Below are 14,285 nucleotides of genomic sequence, written 5' to 3'. Positions count from 1 at the left end.
CCCAAACACCGTTTGGGGGCAAGCTATCCACTTTAGTTCACCTTATTCATCCTTTTCATACCATCAACAATTAAGCTTCACAAGGTCGCTTTCTTGTCTGCCGTATTCAATAGTCTTCAAACAGGTAAAGCTATCGCTCCTATCTTTCACGGAAATTTCTACCAAAGTCCAGGTCAAAAAAAAGTGCAAACCTCTCGATTTACACTCTTCTATTTTCATTAATATTCTATTACTCTCTTTGTAGCTCTCCTGCTTTCCAAGCTTTAATAAAATTGCTCCATGCTACAGGGTTCAACAAGTTATTCGGTTGGGCCATCCCCATATCTCTATACAATCTTGTTTGCTGTGCTTGCTGCTCTATGTTATAACTCAAACCTGCATCCGTGGGTAATTTAGCAGCTACAAATGCCAAAGCTTCACCAGATAATTGTCGCTGTGCTTTTTTCAAGGCATCATCATAAGGATCCATTTCTACAAAAGCACGGGCAAAATCTTCACGGGAAGGCCAAGGATAAATATCAACTTGTTCAAACTCTAAGGTATCTGGATGCATAATATGTATCATATTATAGTTCTCCATTTTTAAGGTATCCGGAACAATGTAAGCGGATGTTTTAAAACCGTATACGGAGAACAATAAAGTATCCCCGGGTCTCGAAACCATACTAAAATATCCATAGTAATCAGAGATTACTCCTCTATCTGTGGTTTTATTATAAACTGCCGCGTAGGCTATGTTTTCCAAACTATCCCATGAAACAACAATACCAGAAAGTTGTACCAAATGTTCTGTACTATCTTTTGCTGTAGACTCAGTTTGCGTAGTATCACTTTCAGTTTGTCCCCAAACCGTTAATCCTACAACTAAGCTAAAAATAAGTGTTAAATATCGCATGTTATAAAGATACGGAATTATTCATTCTTCCTTGAAGACCTAACTCCTTTTTAACACAAAAAAACATTTAGAAGTTCGCTTGTAATTCGTCCTTGAGGTATTTAATGGTAATATCTGTTGGCAACTCTCCTATCTCAGCAACCAATTCTAAAATCTTCGCACTTAAATCCATTCCTGTAGCTGTTTCAGGAAGGTTTTGTCCTGCTATATTAATAATCTTAATACATTCTTCCTTGCTATCCTTCACCATCTCCCAGGCTTTGGTAGTAATAAAAATTTGTTGCGCCACGTTATGATCAAACTCTTCGCGTACAGATTCTAAAAACTTGCTTTGCAATGCCTTAGCAGGCAACCCAGGATTATGCAAACGCATCACTAAATTATTAGGAGAAATACGCTCTAATAACAATACAGCACGTTGATAGGCTTCTATTTTAGAAGGCAAGAAATGTTCTTGTCTTTCCTTTTTCAATTCAAGATTCAACAATCTAATTTCTCGTTCACCAGATTTCTTTAAAAAGAGGTACACCACTACAACCATTCCAGCGGCTGCTAAAAGGGCAATTAAAAAAGGGATAAAAGCTTCCATATATTGTTTTAGATAATAACTGTAATTTCTGCTAAAGTAACAGAAGATTTTATTTTTTTCCAGTTCCTGTTAAAAATGCCTTAAATCACCTTCATTTTAACCAAGATTACACCCCTAGAAAGTGAGATTTATAGCTTTTTTACCTTAGGGTACAAAACTATACTCTTCTAATACTTTTTTACAACACTTATTTTTTAGATTTGCATTTTTAAAATACATCGAAATGATAAATTTATCGGATAGACTATTAGCTATGGAAGAATCTGCAACCATCGCTATGTCACGTAAAAGTAGAGAATTAAAGGCCGAAGGTAAGGATGTGATTTCACTGAGCTTAGGTGAACCAGACTTCAACACGCCTGATTTCATTAAAGCTGCCGCCGTTGAAGGTATGGAGCAAAACTACACAAAGTATACTCCGGTACCAGGTTACGATGATTTATTACAAGCGATTTGCGATAAATTCAAGCGCGACAATGGATTATCATTCGAAAAGAACCAAATAGTAGTTTCTACAGGAGCTAAACAATCTATCGCCAATGTAATTATGGCCTTGATTAATCCTGGAGACGAAGTTGTTATCCCCGCTCCTTACTGGGTTTCTTATGTAGAAATCGTAAAAGTTGCAGGTGGTGTTCCAGTAATCGTAAGTGCAGATATCGATGCTGATTTTAAAATCACTGGAAAACAATTGGAAGAGCACATCACTTCAAAAACAAAATTGATGATGTTCTCTACACCCTGTAACCCAACAGGTTCTGTTTACAGTAAAGAAGAATTGAAAGATATCGCCGATACCTTGGCGAAATACCCAAATATCGCTGCTATTAGTGATGAAATTTACGAACACATCAATTTCGTAGGTAAACACGAAAGTTTAGCGCAATTCGAAAATGTAAAAGACCAAGTAATCACGATTAACGGTGTTTCTAAAGCTTGGGCTATGACAGGTTGGAGAATTGGATATATTGCAGCACCTGTTCACATTGCTGCAGCTTGTACAAAAGTTCAAGGTCAATTTACAAGTGGTACAAACAGTATTGCACAACGCGCAGCTATCGCAGCTTTAAAGGCAGATGTGGCAGTACTTGACGATATGAAAGCTGCATTTAAAGGAAGACGTAAATTAGTCTTAGAAGCTTTAACAGCAATGCCGGGTGTTAAGGTAAATGAACCAGAAGGGGCATTTTACTTCTTCCCAGACATCTCTTCTTTCTTTGGAAAGAGCTATGGAAACTACACCATTAATACAGCAAGTGATTTAAGTTTATACCTTTTAGAAGAAGCTTTAGTAGCTTTGGTAACGGGTGAAGCATTTGGAGACCCTAATTGTATTCGTATCTCATACGCTACTTCAGAAGAAGTATTAACAGAGGCTATGAACAGAATCGCTAACGCATTAGAAAAATTGGCATAAATGGAAGTAGATAGTTTACTACAATCTTTTACAGAAAAAAGAATACTGGTTATTGGAGACATGATGATTGATGCCTACCTGAAAGGTAGCGTTACGCGTGTTAGTCCTGAAGCACCAGTTCCAATAGTAAATTTCCAAGCCAAAGAGGATAGACTAGGTGGAGCAGCCAATGTGGCGCTTAACCTAAGAGCTTTAGGAGCTAAAGCTATTTTATGTGCCGTTATTGGTACAGATGAAAACAGTGTTCGCATGACGCAAATCATGGATGAACACGAACTTTCTACAGAAGGTATTATTCGTTCTGAAAATAGAATGACAACCGTAAAAACAAGAGTAATTGGTAACAACCAACAACTCTTGCGTATAGACAGTGAAGATAGCTCTGACATTAATCAAGCGCAAGAGGATGCGTTGATTGAACGTATAAAAGACCTCTTAACTACCCAAACTGTTGATGCCATTATTTTGGAAGACTACAACAAAGGAGTTTTAACAGAAAAAGTGATACGCAAAACGGTTGAATTAGCCAATGCTAAAAATATACCAACCACTGTAGATCCAAAGAAAAAGAACTTTTTCGCTTTTGAAAACGTTAGCCTATTCAAACCCAATTTAAAAGAATTGAAAGAAGGACTAGATGTTCAGTTCAATTTTGAAGAAAAGGATAAGTTTGAACAAGCTGTAAATGACTTAAGGACAAAGTTAAACTGTAACAAAACCTTCATTACCTTATCGGAAAATGGAGTTTTTATACAAGAAGAGGAAGAAAAAAACTACGTTGCCGCCCACAAAAGAAACATTACAGATGTTAGTGGTGCTGGAGATACTGTAATCAGTGTTGCTACCCTTTGTTTAGCTTCTGGTTGCACCAACAAACAGATAGCAGAAATCGCAAATTTAGCTGGAGGTTTGGTTTGCGAGCACATCGGTGTAGTTTCTATTGACAAAGAAAGACTGCGTCAAGAGCTTACAAAATTGTATTGAGATGTTTAGAAAACTAAGAGAGAAAATTAATTTATACCTCTACGATTCACGCGCAATCGTATTGTCAATTTTCTCTTCCATTCACGTATTAGTATCTATCACCATGATTGGTGTATTGATCTACTATTACGGTTTTCCTCATACTGAAGCGAGTAAATCGCATCTCATCAACTTTATTGAATATAGCTTTGCCTTCTACATCTTGCGTTATATCGTTAAGATAGTATACGACTATAACCCCATTGATTTTATAAAAAAAACATGGTTCGAGGCCTCCTTGGTTATCTTACTTCTGGTGGAAGGGATATCTTTAAATGGCTTTGGACAATTATTGATCCCCACCATATTCGAAAGTTTTGGTTTTGAAGGCTTTGCAGATGTATCCAACATTTTCATCCAGCTCTTCTTTATGCTCTATGTGGTCAATGAGATATTTAAAAACCGAAACTTTAGACCCTGGTTAAAGGTGCACCCTGGACTGCTCTTTACCATTTCCATTTTGATGATAATGTTCATGGGAGCTGGAATGTTAATGCTTCCGGAAATGAGTAAAATACCTGGTGGTATGTCCTTTACTGACGCCTTATTCATGTCTACATCATCCACTTCGGTTACGGGACTATCAACCATTGACATCTCGTCAATGCTTACATTTAAAGGACAAATCGTTGTACTCTTTATCATTAAAATTGGAGGATTAAACACGATTGCTTTTGCAGCCTTATACATATTAATTGCCAAGTTCGGAGTTGGATTAAAACAGCACGAGGTAATTGAAGATTTTGTAAACAAAGACTCTTTACTAAACACCAATTCCATGTTTGGTAAAATTGTTCTTTGGAGTACGGTGATAGAAATCATTGGTACTTTCTTAATTTTTATCTTATTAGAACCGATTGGAATGTTTGCCGATACAGGTGACAGACTGTTCCACAGTGTATTCCATGCCGTATCAGGTTTCAATAATGCGGGGTTAACTATTATCCCCGGAGGTTTAATGAACCCTTTAACGGCTGATAACTTTTTATTACACGGTGTTATCATGCTATTGTTCTTCCTTGGAGGATTTGGTATGATTTACTTGTTCGACTTATTCGAAATTAAGCGTTTGAGAGAGCGAATGAAAATGCCTTGGAAAACCATCAATTTTGGAACGAAAATCAGTTTGTATTTCACCCTTGGTTTAATCGTTGCAGGTGCATTTGTTTTCTTAATTTTCGAATACAACAACACCTTAGGCGAAACCAACTTCTTTGGATCTTTTGTTACGGCACTTTTTGAATCTTTAACCACTCGAAATGCCGGTTTCAATACTGTAGCAACAGAAGCGCTCTCCTTACCTGTAACCATCTTTTTTCTCTTCCTTATGTTTGTCGGAGCCAGTTCAGGGTCAGCCGGAGGGGGTATTCGTACTTCTACCTTTGCGGTAATCTGTGCCTCTGTAGTTTCGACCATAAAAGGAAAACCAAATACAGAACTTTTTAAACGTAGTATAAATAACGATGTGGTATTAAAAGCCTACTCCATTTTTGTTTTCTTCGTTTTAGGAAATATAGTTGGTACATTTGCACTTGCAATTACAGAGCAAGATGCACTGGCGGCAGGTAAGTTCACCTTTTTAGACATCGTTTTCGAACATGTTTCTGCAGCAAGTACCGTTGGTTTATCACGCGGAATCACTGCAGATTTGAGTATCGGTGGAAAATATGTATTAATTGTCGCCATGTTTATAGGAAGGGTTGGAACATTAACCCTTGCTTATTTGTTTGGAAAAGAGGTATTGAGTAAGAAATATAAATATCCATCAGGTCATACGATGGTAGGTTAAGTTATGAGCGAAAAGAAAGTGGTTAAACCTTACAACGAGGGAAATAAATCAAAGAAGGAAGAAGTAGCAGAAATGTTTAACAACATCTCAGCGAAGTACGATTTTTTAAATCACTTCTTATCTCTTGGTATTGATAAGCTTTGGAGAAAAAAGGCAATCAAAAAACTAGGAACAATTCAGCCTAAACGCATATTAGACCTTGCTACGGGTACGGGAGATTTTGCTATCGCTGCATTAAAATTGAACCCAGAAAAAGTAGTAGGTGTTGATCTTTCTCCAGGTATGCTGGAAGTTGGGAAGCAAAAAATGAAAAAGAAAGGTGTAGACCACATCATTTCTATGGAACAAGGAGATTCTGAAAACCTTCCTTTCGACGACAATTACTTTGACGGTTTAACTGTCGGGTTTGGAGTAAGAAATTACGAGAATTTAGAAAAGGGATTGTCTGAAATGTTGCGAGTTATTCGCAAAGATGGAATGGCTGTTATTTTGGAGTTTAGTAAACCTAAAAAGTTTCCAGTAAAACAATCCTTCAACTTCTATTCAAAAAATATAATTCCTTTACTAGGAAAATCTATCTCTAAAGATAGTAGCGCTTACACTTATTTACCAGAGTCTGTTGCTGCTTTCCCAGAAGGTCAAGATTTTATAGATATCTTAGAAAAGGTAGGATACAAAGATGTTACCGCAACCTTAGTAAGTGGTGGTATTGCTACAATTTATGTAGGTAGAAAATAATTTTTTCATCCTACTATCGTTTGTAAACTATGATGAATTTGAGAAATACAGTATTAACGCTACTCTGCTTGGTTAGCTTGGGTGCTTTTGCCCAGCGTAATGAAAAGCCAAAGAACTACAGGAAGTTTGATGAAAAACAACTTCACTTTGGTTTTATGTTAGGGGTGAATACTGCTGATTTTTCAATGACTCCGAAAACGAACCTATTGCAAGATTACGATCTACTTTATGTACAAAATCGTAAACAACCAGGCTTCCAACTCGGAATCATTACAAGTTTGAAATTAGGTCACCCTACCTTAAGGCTGAGGTTTATTCCTTCCCTTTCTTTTCAGGAAAGATTACTCACCTATAAATTTAGGGATCCAGCAGATAGCACTTTATTTCTACCGGAAGAAACAGAACGTGTGGAATCTACCAATTTAGATTTCCCACTTCTATTGAAATACAGAACCTTACGCTACAACAATTTTGCAGCGTACTTAGTGGGTGGTGCCCAGTATACACTTGACCTACAAACGAAAGCCAACTCTTCACAAAGTATAAAAGACCCATTTATTAAAATCAATCAACATGATTTTCAAGGACAAATTGGTGCAGGAGTTGACTTCTTCTTACCTTACTTTAAGTTTGGACTTGAGTTAAAAATGAGTCACAGCTTTGGAAATGTGCTTATCCAAGACAATACTTACATCTCGGATCCAATAGACAGATTGCAGAACCGCGTTTGGTGGTTTAGTATTACCTTTGAAGGATAATGAATACACTTGTTCAAATTACAGTACTTCCGCATCAGCAGGAAGATGAAGCCCTTATTTTACGCTTAGCGAAAGAAAAAGCTAAAATTAAAGCCAAAGACTTTGAGGGTTGGCGTATACGTAAACGCTCCATTGACGCGCGAAGAAAACCTGTAAAAATAAACCTTCAGGTAGAGTTTTGGACGGAAGGAAATGCTCCTACTTTGGTGAATCATTTCACTCCAGCCAAAGAAAAAATAAACAAAGAAATTCATATCATTGGCGCTGGACCTGCAGGTTTATACGCTGCATTAAGAGCCATTGAAGCAGGTGCCAAACCTATCCTTTTTGAACGTGGAAAAGACGTGAGAGCAAGAAGAAGAGACTTGGCCAAAATAAACAAAGAACAAGTTGTAAATCCAGAATCCAACTACTGTTTTGGAGAAGGTGGCGCAGGAACTTATTCTGACGGTAAACTTTACACGCGTTCAAAGAAAAGAGGAAACGTTCTTAAAGGAATGGAATGGTTGGTCAATTTTGGTGCGGATGAAAACATCCTTATTGATGCACATCCACACATAGGAACCAATAAACTTCCTCAAATCATAACTGCCATACGTGAATGTATCATAGAGAATGGCGGTGAAGTTCACTTTGAATCGAAATTAACAGATATAGCGGTTGAAAACTACACGCTAAAGTCTATTACAATTAACAATCAGGATGTATATCCTTGTGAAAATTTAGTACTTGCTACCGGTCATTCTGCGCGTGATATTTTTGAATTACTTCATAAACGTCATATTAAAATAGAGGCTAAACCTTTTGCGTTAGGTGTCCGCATCGAGCACCAACAAGAGTTAATTGACGAAATTCAATATCATGGAGAAAAAACCAACGACAACCTCCCCCCTGCTTCTTACAGTCTAGTAGAGCAAGTGGATGGTATGGGGGTATACTCTTTCTGTATGTGTCCGGGTGGAATTATAGCTCCATGTGCGACCGATAAAGAAGAAGTTGTCACAAACGGATGGAGTCCAAGTAAGCGTAACAACCCCTACTCCAACTCCGGTATAGTGGTAAGTGTTTCTCCAGAAGATTTACCCAACTACACTCCCGAAAATCCCTTCGTGGCTTTAGACTTTCAGAAAAAAGTAGAAAGAGATTGTTGGATTGCTGCAGGAAAAACACAACGTGTTCCCGCTCAACGTATGATAGACTTTGTGGAAGGTAAAGTATCTGAAGACTTCCCTAAAACATCTTACCAACCGGGTATTGTAAGTGTTGACCTCAATAAAGTTTTACCCGGAATTATTGCCAACCGTTTGCGCGAAGCATTTATAGAGTTTGGAAAAAAGATGAAGGGGTACTATACCAATGAAGCTGTATTGCACGCTCCAGAATCAAGAACCTCATCTCCTGTTTCTATTCCAAGAGACCCCATAACCTTGGAACACGTGGAGGTAAAGGGACTTTACCCTTGCGGCGAAGGTGCAGGATATGCTGGTGGAATTATGTCAGCAGCTATAGATGGAATTAATTGTGTAGATAAAATTATAGAGAAGTTTGTCTAGCAAATTCTGATAACAACACGGCACTCGCAATAGATACATTTAAAGATTCTCCTTCTCCTAGTTTCGGTATGGTTATCGGGTGCGTAATGCAAGAAATAATTTCAGGTGTTATACCCTTACCTTCATTTCCCATGATTAGAATCCCTTCTGCGTTCAGTTGAGTGGTGTACACGTTTTCACCTTCTAAAAGTGCGCCATATTTAGGCAAAGGAGAGTTTGTTAAATAATCCTTTAAATCAACATAGCTAATTGCTACCCTAAAAACCGATCCCATGGCTGCTTGCACAACTTTAGGATTGTAAACATCTACGGTTTCCTTTGAACAAACAATCTCCTTAACACCAAACCACTCAGCAGAACGTATAATAGTCCCCAAATTACCTGGATCCTGAATATTATCCAACACCAAGGTTAATCCTTTGGCTTTCGCTTTCACTTCCAAGAAATTCGCAACGGCTAAAACACCCTGTGGATTTTTCAAATTAGAGATTCCTTTCAGGTCCTTTTCATTTACCTCCAGCAATTCAACATGTGCAGGTACTCTATTCCTATCTAGGTTTGCTTGTGCAGTGACATAAACTTTTTCAACTTTTTGGGGGGCGTGAATTAACAATTCTTCAACAGGTTTTACACCTTCCACAACAAATTGAGCCTCGCTTTGTCGAAACTTTTTTATAGCCAAAGCGTTAACAGCCTTTTTCTCTGCTTTTGAAATTGAATGCATAGAGCAAAAATAGTAGAAGTTCCAAGAAGTAAATTGAGTTCGAAACAAATTTTAATCCTTCATCAAGATAAACCCCTTACGTATTTCTATTTATATTATTTTCGTTAAACATTTAGAGCATCAATGATTGGACGTATTTTTCTTTCTTTTACCCTACTCTTGAGTTTTGTCTACGGCTTAAATTCATGCAGACAAAGCAAGCACGTTCCTGAGGGCTCTTATCTCTTAAAGAAAAACAAGGTAATTGCCAGTACCGATAGCATAGACATTTATGATATTGAAGAGGTAATTAAACAAAAGCCCAACCATAAATCACTTGCTTTTTTCAAGCTAAAACTTCAGGTATACAATGCAATAGACTCTGCCAAAGTTGCGAACAAACGTGCAAAGAAGAATCAAAAGATTCGCGAGAAGAACAAGGAAAGAAAAGCCAAAAACATTCGCATCAACAAAGCTAGAATGCGCAAAGCTATAGAGAGAGGAGATTCTTTGTACAAACCCAAAAAACTCACCCTAAAAGATACACTTGAACCTCGTAAATTCTTTCGAGAATGGTTGAAATATGAGATTGGAGAGGCTCCTGTAATTTTCGATTCTACCTTGATGCATAGATCGGTTGATCAGATTGAAAAATATTTACACGCTCGTGGTTATTACGATGCACAAGTGAGTGATTCTACGAAATTAAAATGGGGACGTAAAATTAAAGTCATCTATGAAATTGAAGCAGGACAACCCTACATTGTAGACAGTGTATACGTTGTAGGAGATAATCTTTCTGTTTTATCTACCTATGAACGCTTTAAAAAAGACCCTTCTTTTCAATTAGAAGCTCCTTTTATTTTTGACACGGATCTCTTGGACGACCAAAGAGAGCTCATTGCTAAAGACCAACGAGATGATGCGAAATATGGATTTTTCAAATCTCACATCACCTTCGAAGCCGATACTACTGTGGGGGATCACAAAGTTCATTTGGGCATCGTTTTCAATGAAAGGTACGTGAAGGACCCCGAGGACGAAGAAAAGACAAAAATGAAAAAATTTGGAACCAACTATGTCTCTAAAGTTGTTTTCCACATTATAGATACTACCTACTTAGACAAACCTTATAAATATTACACAGACCTTTACGGGGTGGGAGAAAAAAAAGAGGGTTACCTACAAACCTTTGATACTTTGCACTTTAATCAATACCATCCAATAGAAAAAGAAAGTGATAGTATTTTTAGAATTGCGGAGTTCTATTACAACGGAAAACTGATCGTTGAACCTGAACTCATAGAGTACTGTAACTTTCTTGAAAACGAAAATTACTACAAAGAATACTACCTCACACGCAGCTATTCTCGCCTTGTAGAAATGGGAATATTTCAAAGTATTAAACCCAAATTAATCGAAGTGCCGGGTAAAAATCAGGTAGAAGTGCACTACTACTTAGTACCTGCTCTTAAACAATCCTTCGGGTACGAAACCAAAGCTACCAACTCCAATGGTTTCTTAGGATTAGCCGCATCCGTAAACTACAAAAACAAAAATCTCTTTGGAGGAGGAGAGCGCTTCACGCTTAGTTTTGGAGGAGGATTAGAGTCACAACCTATAGTTTTTGCGAACTCCACAGATGGTTCAGATCAAAATAACGGCAGAAGTTTGAACACCTTTGAATTTGGTCCGACAGCAAAAATAGAAATACCCGGAATTCGTCCCTTTGTGCACTACAGAAAGCTTTCCAAAAGACATTACCCACAAACTATTATTTCAACGGCTTACAGCATTCAGCAGAGAGAGGATTTCAACAGACAGTTACTTCAGTTAAACTATGGTTTCAAATTCAATGTTCTGAAAAAACAAGTGGTACAATTAGGTTTCCCTTTGCTTTCTTCCATTCAATATGTGAACCTTGATAAAACAACAGAATTTCAGCAACGTTTAAACGATTTGAACGATTTGTTTTTGTTAAACACCTATAGCGATCAGTTCATCTGGAAAGATATTAGAGCTACTTATGAATTGACAAACAAAGCTGTTACCAAAGGAAACTTCATTTATTACTACGATGCAGAATTTGACATTGCAGGTATGGTATTAAGAGCTTTAACACAAAATGCACCCTTGAATGCAGACGGTTACAAAGAATTTATTGGTGTACGTTATTCTGAATTTATCCGCTTAGACAATGAATTAAAGCTCTACCAAAATTTTAAAAATAAGAGAAGCATCAATTTCAAAATGAATTTGGGCGCTGGTCTTCCTTTAAGAAATAACGGTACATCCCTCCCTTTTGACTACAGTTTCTTTGGCGGTGGAGCCAATGACAACAGAGGTTGGAGAGCTAGATCTTTAGGGCCAGGAACATACAAAGCCTACCTAGATTCAACCGGTACAGCGACGCAAGCAGGTGACATACGTATAGGAGGAAGTATGGAATATAGATTCCCACTTGGCAGCTCTTTAAGAGGTGCATTATTCTGCGATGCAGGTAACATATGGACCATCAATGAAGACCCCAACCGTGTGGGGAGTAAGTTTTCTGCTGACTGGTATAAGCAATTGGGGATTGCTGGCGGTTTCGGACTTCGTTTTGACCTAGACTTCTTCGTAATCCGTTTTGACATAGGTATCCCTTTACGTAACCCTGCACTTCCTGCAAACGCTCGATGGGTATGGCAAAGTAGAGCTCCAATAAATGATGAGCTGCTCAATTATTACGGTCAAGATTACGACACAAAAAACATCGCTCCATTTGAACCGCGATTCCATTTAGGTATAGGTTATCCCTTCTAGTTAAAAACTTTAAAAAGCCTTCTAGAATCTAAGGAGTTTAATTATCTTTAACCCCTTAGGCAAACAAGTATAATTTTAGTTTAAAACTTGCGTTAGTTCTTCGAGTTCGTCAAAAGAATTTCGAGCCTTTAGAAGTGAAACACTTCGTTAAACAAACTTGCAATGAAGAAAATACAAATGGTTGATCTCGTTACACAATACGAGAACATAAAGGAAGAAGTACAAACTTCAATCAACAGCATATTAGAAAAAGCCCAATTTATTAACGGACCAGACGTTCATGCTTTCAAAGAAGAGTTAGAAAACTACTTAGGAGCAAAACATGTTATTCCATGTGCCAATGGAACGGACGCTTTACAAATTGCCATGATGGCATTGGACTTGAAGCCTGGTGATGAAGTAATCACTCCATCTTACACATATATTGCAACAACAGAGGTTATGGGCTTATTGCGCTTAAAACCTGTATTTGTTGATTGTGACCCCAAAACTTTTAATATAGATCCTGAGGCTATTCGCAAAGCAATTACGCCAAATACGAAAGCTATTGTTCCTGTGCACCTGTATGGTCAGGCTTGTAACATGGAAGAGATCAAGGCAATCGCTGAAGAACACAATTTGTACATCATAGAAGATAATGCACAAGCCATAGGTAGTGATTACACTTTCTCTGATGGAAAGAAGGTAAAAACAGGTACCATAGGTGATATTGGTTGTACCTCTTTCTTCCCTTCGAAAAACTTAGGATGTTACGGAGATGGAGGAGCATTGTGTACGAACAACGATGAGTTAGCAGAAAAAATCAAAATGATTGCTAATCATGGACAAAGCAAGCGTTACTACCACGACAGAGTAGGTTGTAACAGTAGATTAGATACTATTCAAGCAGCCGTGTTGCGCATTAAATTGAGAAAATTAGATGATTACATTACAGCAAGAAGAAAAGCAGCTGCTTACTACGATAACTTCTTTGCAGATTTTAACAATGTAACTACTCCTCATAGAGACGAAAAAACAAACCACGTATTTCACCAATACACCTTACAATTAGAAGGCATTGATAGAGATGGATTAGTTGAACATTTGGCAGCAAAAGATATTCCTGCCATGATTTATTACCCTGTTCCAGCTCACCGCCAGAAAATGTTTGCCGAACTAGAAACAGAATGTGGTGATTTAACCACCACAGATTGGTTAACTTCTAGAGTTATCTCTCTTCCAATGCACACAGAATTAGAAGAAGAACAATTGGCTTTCATCTGTAACAGTGTTAAAGAATTTATTAAGTAATGAAAAAGATTGCAGTAATTGGAACAGGTTATGTTGGTCTTGTAACGGGAACATGTTTTGCCGAAACAGGAAACAATGTAACGTGTGTAGATATAGATGAAAATAAGGTAGAACAAATGAGAAAAGGTGTGGTTCCGATTTACGAACCACATTTAGATGTTATTTTCGAGCGTAACATCAAAGCCAACAGAATTAATTTCACTACCAACTTAGAGGAAGCTGTTGAAGAGGCTGAAATTATCTTTTTAGCACTCCCTACACCTCCAGGTGAAGATGGAAGCGCAGATTTAAGTTATGTGTTAGGTGTTGCTGAATCTCTCGGTAAAATCATTAAAGAATATAAAGTAATTGTAGATAAATCAACCGTTCCTGTTGGAACTGCAGAATTGGTTGCTGAAGCCGTTGCAAAGCATACAGATATTCCATTCGCTGTAGTTTCAAACCCAGAATTTTTAAGAGAAGGTTTTGCCGTTGACGATTTCTTAAATCCTGACAGAGTTGTTATTGGAACTGAAGATGAAAAAGCGAAGCAAATTATGTCTGAGCTCTACAAGCCTTTCATCAGAGATGGACATCCCTTAATTATTATGGATGAAAAATCTGCGGAGCTTACGAAATATGCGGCCAATTCTTTCTTGGCAACAAAAATTACCTTTATGAATGAAATTTCTAATTTCTGTGAAAAGGTAGGAGCGGATGTTGACATGGTGAGAAAAGGAATAGGT

The 14,285-nt window shown here is 37.6% G+C and carries 12 protein-coding genes; 9 read left to right on the top strand and 3 right to left on the bottom strand.

What is annotated here, in order from left to right; genetic code table 11:
* Positions 1-229: 229 nt before the first annotated feature.
* Both AC22ZQ_RS06615 and AC22ZQ_RS06610 read right to left on the bottom strand, forming a co-directional pair.
* Positions 230-895, bottom strand: a complete 666-nt coding sequence (locus AC22ZQ_RS06615) for a hypothetical protein (RefSeq protein WP_318957995.1) — start codon at positions 893-895, stop codon at positions 230-232.
* A gap of 67 nt (positions 896-962) precedes the next feature.
* Positions 963-1,484: a DUF7935 family protein gene (locus AC22ZQ_RS06610; RefSeq protein ID WP_318957994.1), complete on the bottom strand. Its 522-nt coding sequence runs from the start codon at positions 1,482-1,484 to the stop codon at positions 963-965.
* A 223-nt stretch (positions 1,485-1,707) separates the two neighbouring features.
* Between AC22ZQ_RS06610 and AC22ZQ_RS06605 the strand changes: the two genes are divergently transcribed.
* The 6 genes from AC22ZQ_RS06605 to AC22ZQ_RS06580 are packed head-to-tail and all read left to right on the top strand — an operon-like array spanning position 1,708 to position 8,762.
* Entirely contained in the window at positions 1,708-2,901 is a 1,194-nt protein-coding gene (locus AC22ZQ_RS06605) for a pyridoxal phosphate-dependent aminotransferase (RefSeq protein WP_318957993.1), read from the top strand.
* Positions 2,902-3,885: a bifunctional heptose 7-phosphate kinase/heptose 1-phosphate adenyltransferase gene (locus AC22ZQ_RS06600; protein ID WP_318957992.1), complete on the top strand. Its 984-nt coding sequence runs from the start codon at positions 2,902-2,904 to the stop codon at positions 3,883-3,885.
* Between the two features lies 1 nt (position 3,886).
* Positions 3,887-5,713 (top strand): TrkH family potassium uptake protein, encoded by a 1,827-nt coding sequence (locus AC22ZQ_RS06595; protein ID WP_318957991.1) that lies wholly within the window; start codon positions 3,887-3,889, stop codon positions 5,711-5,713.
* Between the two features lie 3 nt (positions 5,714-5,716).
* Entirely contained in the window at positions 5,717-6,451 is a 735-nt protein-coding gene (gene ubiE / locus AC22ZQ_RS06590) for a bifunctional demethylmenaquinone methyltransferase/2-methoxy-6-polyprenyl-1,4-benzoquinol methylase UbiE (RefSeq protein ID WP_318957990.1), read from the top strand.
* Between the two features lie 29 nt (positions 6,452-6,480).
* The gene (porT, locus tag AC22ZQ_RS06585) at positions 6,481-7,209 is read left to right on the top strand and encodes a type IX secretion/gliding motility protein PorT/SprT (protein ID WP_318957989.1); all 729 of its coding nucleotides are present in this window, start codon (positions 6,481-6,483) and stop codon (positions 7,207-7,209) included.
* Positions 7,209-8,762 carry an NAD(P)/FAD-dependent oxidoreductase gene (locus AC22ZQ_RS06580; protein ID WP_318957988.1) on the top strand — a complete coding sequence of 518 codons (1,554 nt, stop codon included), beginning with the start codon at positions 7,209-7,211 and terminating at the stop codon, positions 8,760-8,762. Before porT ends, AC22ZQ_RS06580 begins: the two co-directional genes overlap by 1 nt.
* Here the strand turns inward: AC22ZQ_RS06580 and AC22ZQ_RS06575 are convergent.
* Positions 8,743-9,486: a TrmH family RNA methyltransferase gene (locus tag AC22ZQ_RS06575; RefSeq protein ID WP_318957987.1), complete on the bottom strand. Its 744-nt coding sequence runs from the start codon at positions 9,484-9,486 to the stop codon at positions 8,743-8,745. The genes AC22ZQ_RS06580 and AC22ZQ_RS06575 overlap by 20 nt on opposite strands.
* Positions 9,487-9,609: 123 nt before the next feature.
* Here AC22ZQ_RS06575 and tamL point away from each other — a divergent pair, with 123 nt between their 5' ends.
* From tamL to AC22ZQ_RS06560, 3 genes are all read left to right on the top strand, one after another.
* Positions 9,610-12,270: a translocation and assembly module lipoprotein TamL gene (gene tamL / locus AC22ZQ_RS06570; protein WP_318957986.1), complete on the top strand. Its 2,661-nt coding sequence runs from the start codon at positions 9,610-9,612 to the stop codon at positions 12,268-12,270.
* Positions 12,271-12,432: 162 nt separating this feature from the next.
* Positions 12,433-13,560, top strand: a complete 1,128-nt coding sequence (locus AC22ZQ_RS06565) for a DegT/DnrJ/EryC1/StrS family aminotransferase (protein ID WP_318957985.1) — start codon at positions 12,433-12,435, stop codon at positions 13,558-13,560.
* On the top strand, positions 13,560-14,285 hold a 726-nt coding region (locus AC22ZQ_RS06560; RefSeq protein ID WP_318957984.1), incomplete at its 3' end, for a UDP-glucose dehydrogenase family protein. The genes AC22ZQ_RS06565 and AC22ZQ_RS06560, both read left to right, overlap by 1 nt.

The organism is Lishizhenia sp. (assembly GCF_057456495.1).
The sequence above is the reverse complement of the archived record's forward strand: the minus strand, read 5'-3'. Positions and strand labels throughout refer to the sequence as shown.

Excerpts from the sequence above, each read along its gene's own strand:
- AC22ZQ_RS06615 (WP_318957995.1), bottom strand. The coding sequence starts at position 895 with ATGCGATATTTAACACTTATTTTTAGCTTAGTTGTAGGATTAACGGTT.
- AC22ZQ_RS06610 (WP_318957994.1), bottom strand. The coding sequence starts at position 1,484 with ATGGAAGCTTTTATCCCTTTTTTAATTGCCCTTTTAGCAGCCGCTGGA.
- AC22ZQ_RS06605 (WP_318957993.1), top strand. The coding sequence starts at position 1,708 with ATGATAAATTTATCGGATAGACTATTAGCTATGGAAGAATCTGCAACC.
- AC22ZQ_RS06600 (WP_318957992.1), top strand. The coding sequence starts at position 2,902 with ATGGAAGTAGATAGTTTACTACAATCTTTTACAGAAAAAAGAATACTG.
- AC22ZQ_RS06595 (WP_318957991.1), top strand. The coding sequence starts at position 3,887 with ATGTTTAGAAAACTAAGAGAGAAAATTAATTTATACCTCTACGATTCA.
- ubiE (WP_318957990.1), top strand. The coding sequence starts at position 5,717 with ATGAGCGAAAAGAAAGTGGTTAAACCTTACAACGAGGGAAATAAATCA.
- porT (WP_318957989.1), top strand. The coding sequence starts at position 6,481 with ATGATGAATTTGAGAAATACAGTATTAACGCTACTCTGCTTGGTTAGC.
- AC22ZQ_RS06580 (WP_318957988.1), top strand. The coding sequence starts at position 7,209 with ATGAATACACTTGTTCAAATTACAGTACTTCCGCATCAGCAGGAAGAT.
- AC22ZQ_RS06575 (WP_318957987.1), bottom strand. The coding sequence starts at position 9,486 with ATGCATTCAATTTCAAAAGCAGAGAAAAAGGCTGTTAACGCTTTGGCT.
- tamL (WP_318957986.1), top strand. The coding sequence starts at position 9,610 with ATGATTGGACGTATTTTTCTTTCTTTTACCCTACTCTTGAGTTTTGTC.
- AC22ZQ_RS06565 (WP_318957985.1), top strand. The coding sequence starts at position 12,433 with ATGAAGAAAATACAAATGGTTGATCTCGTTACACAATACGAGAACATA.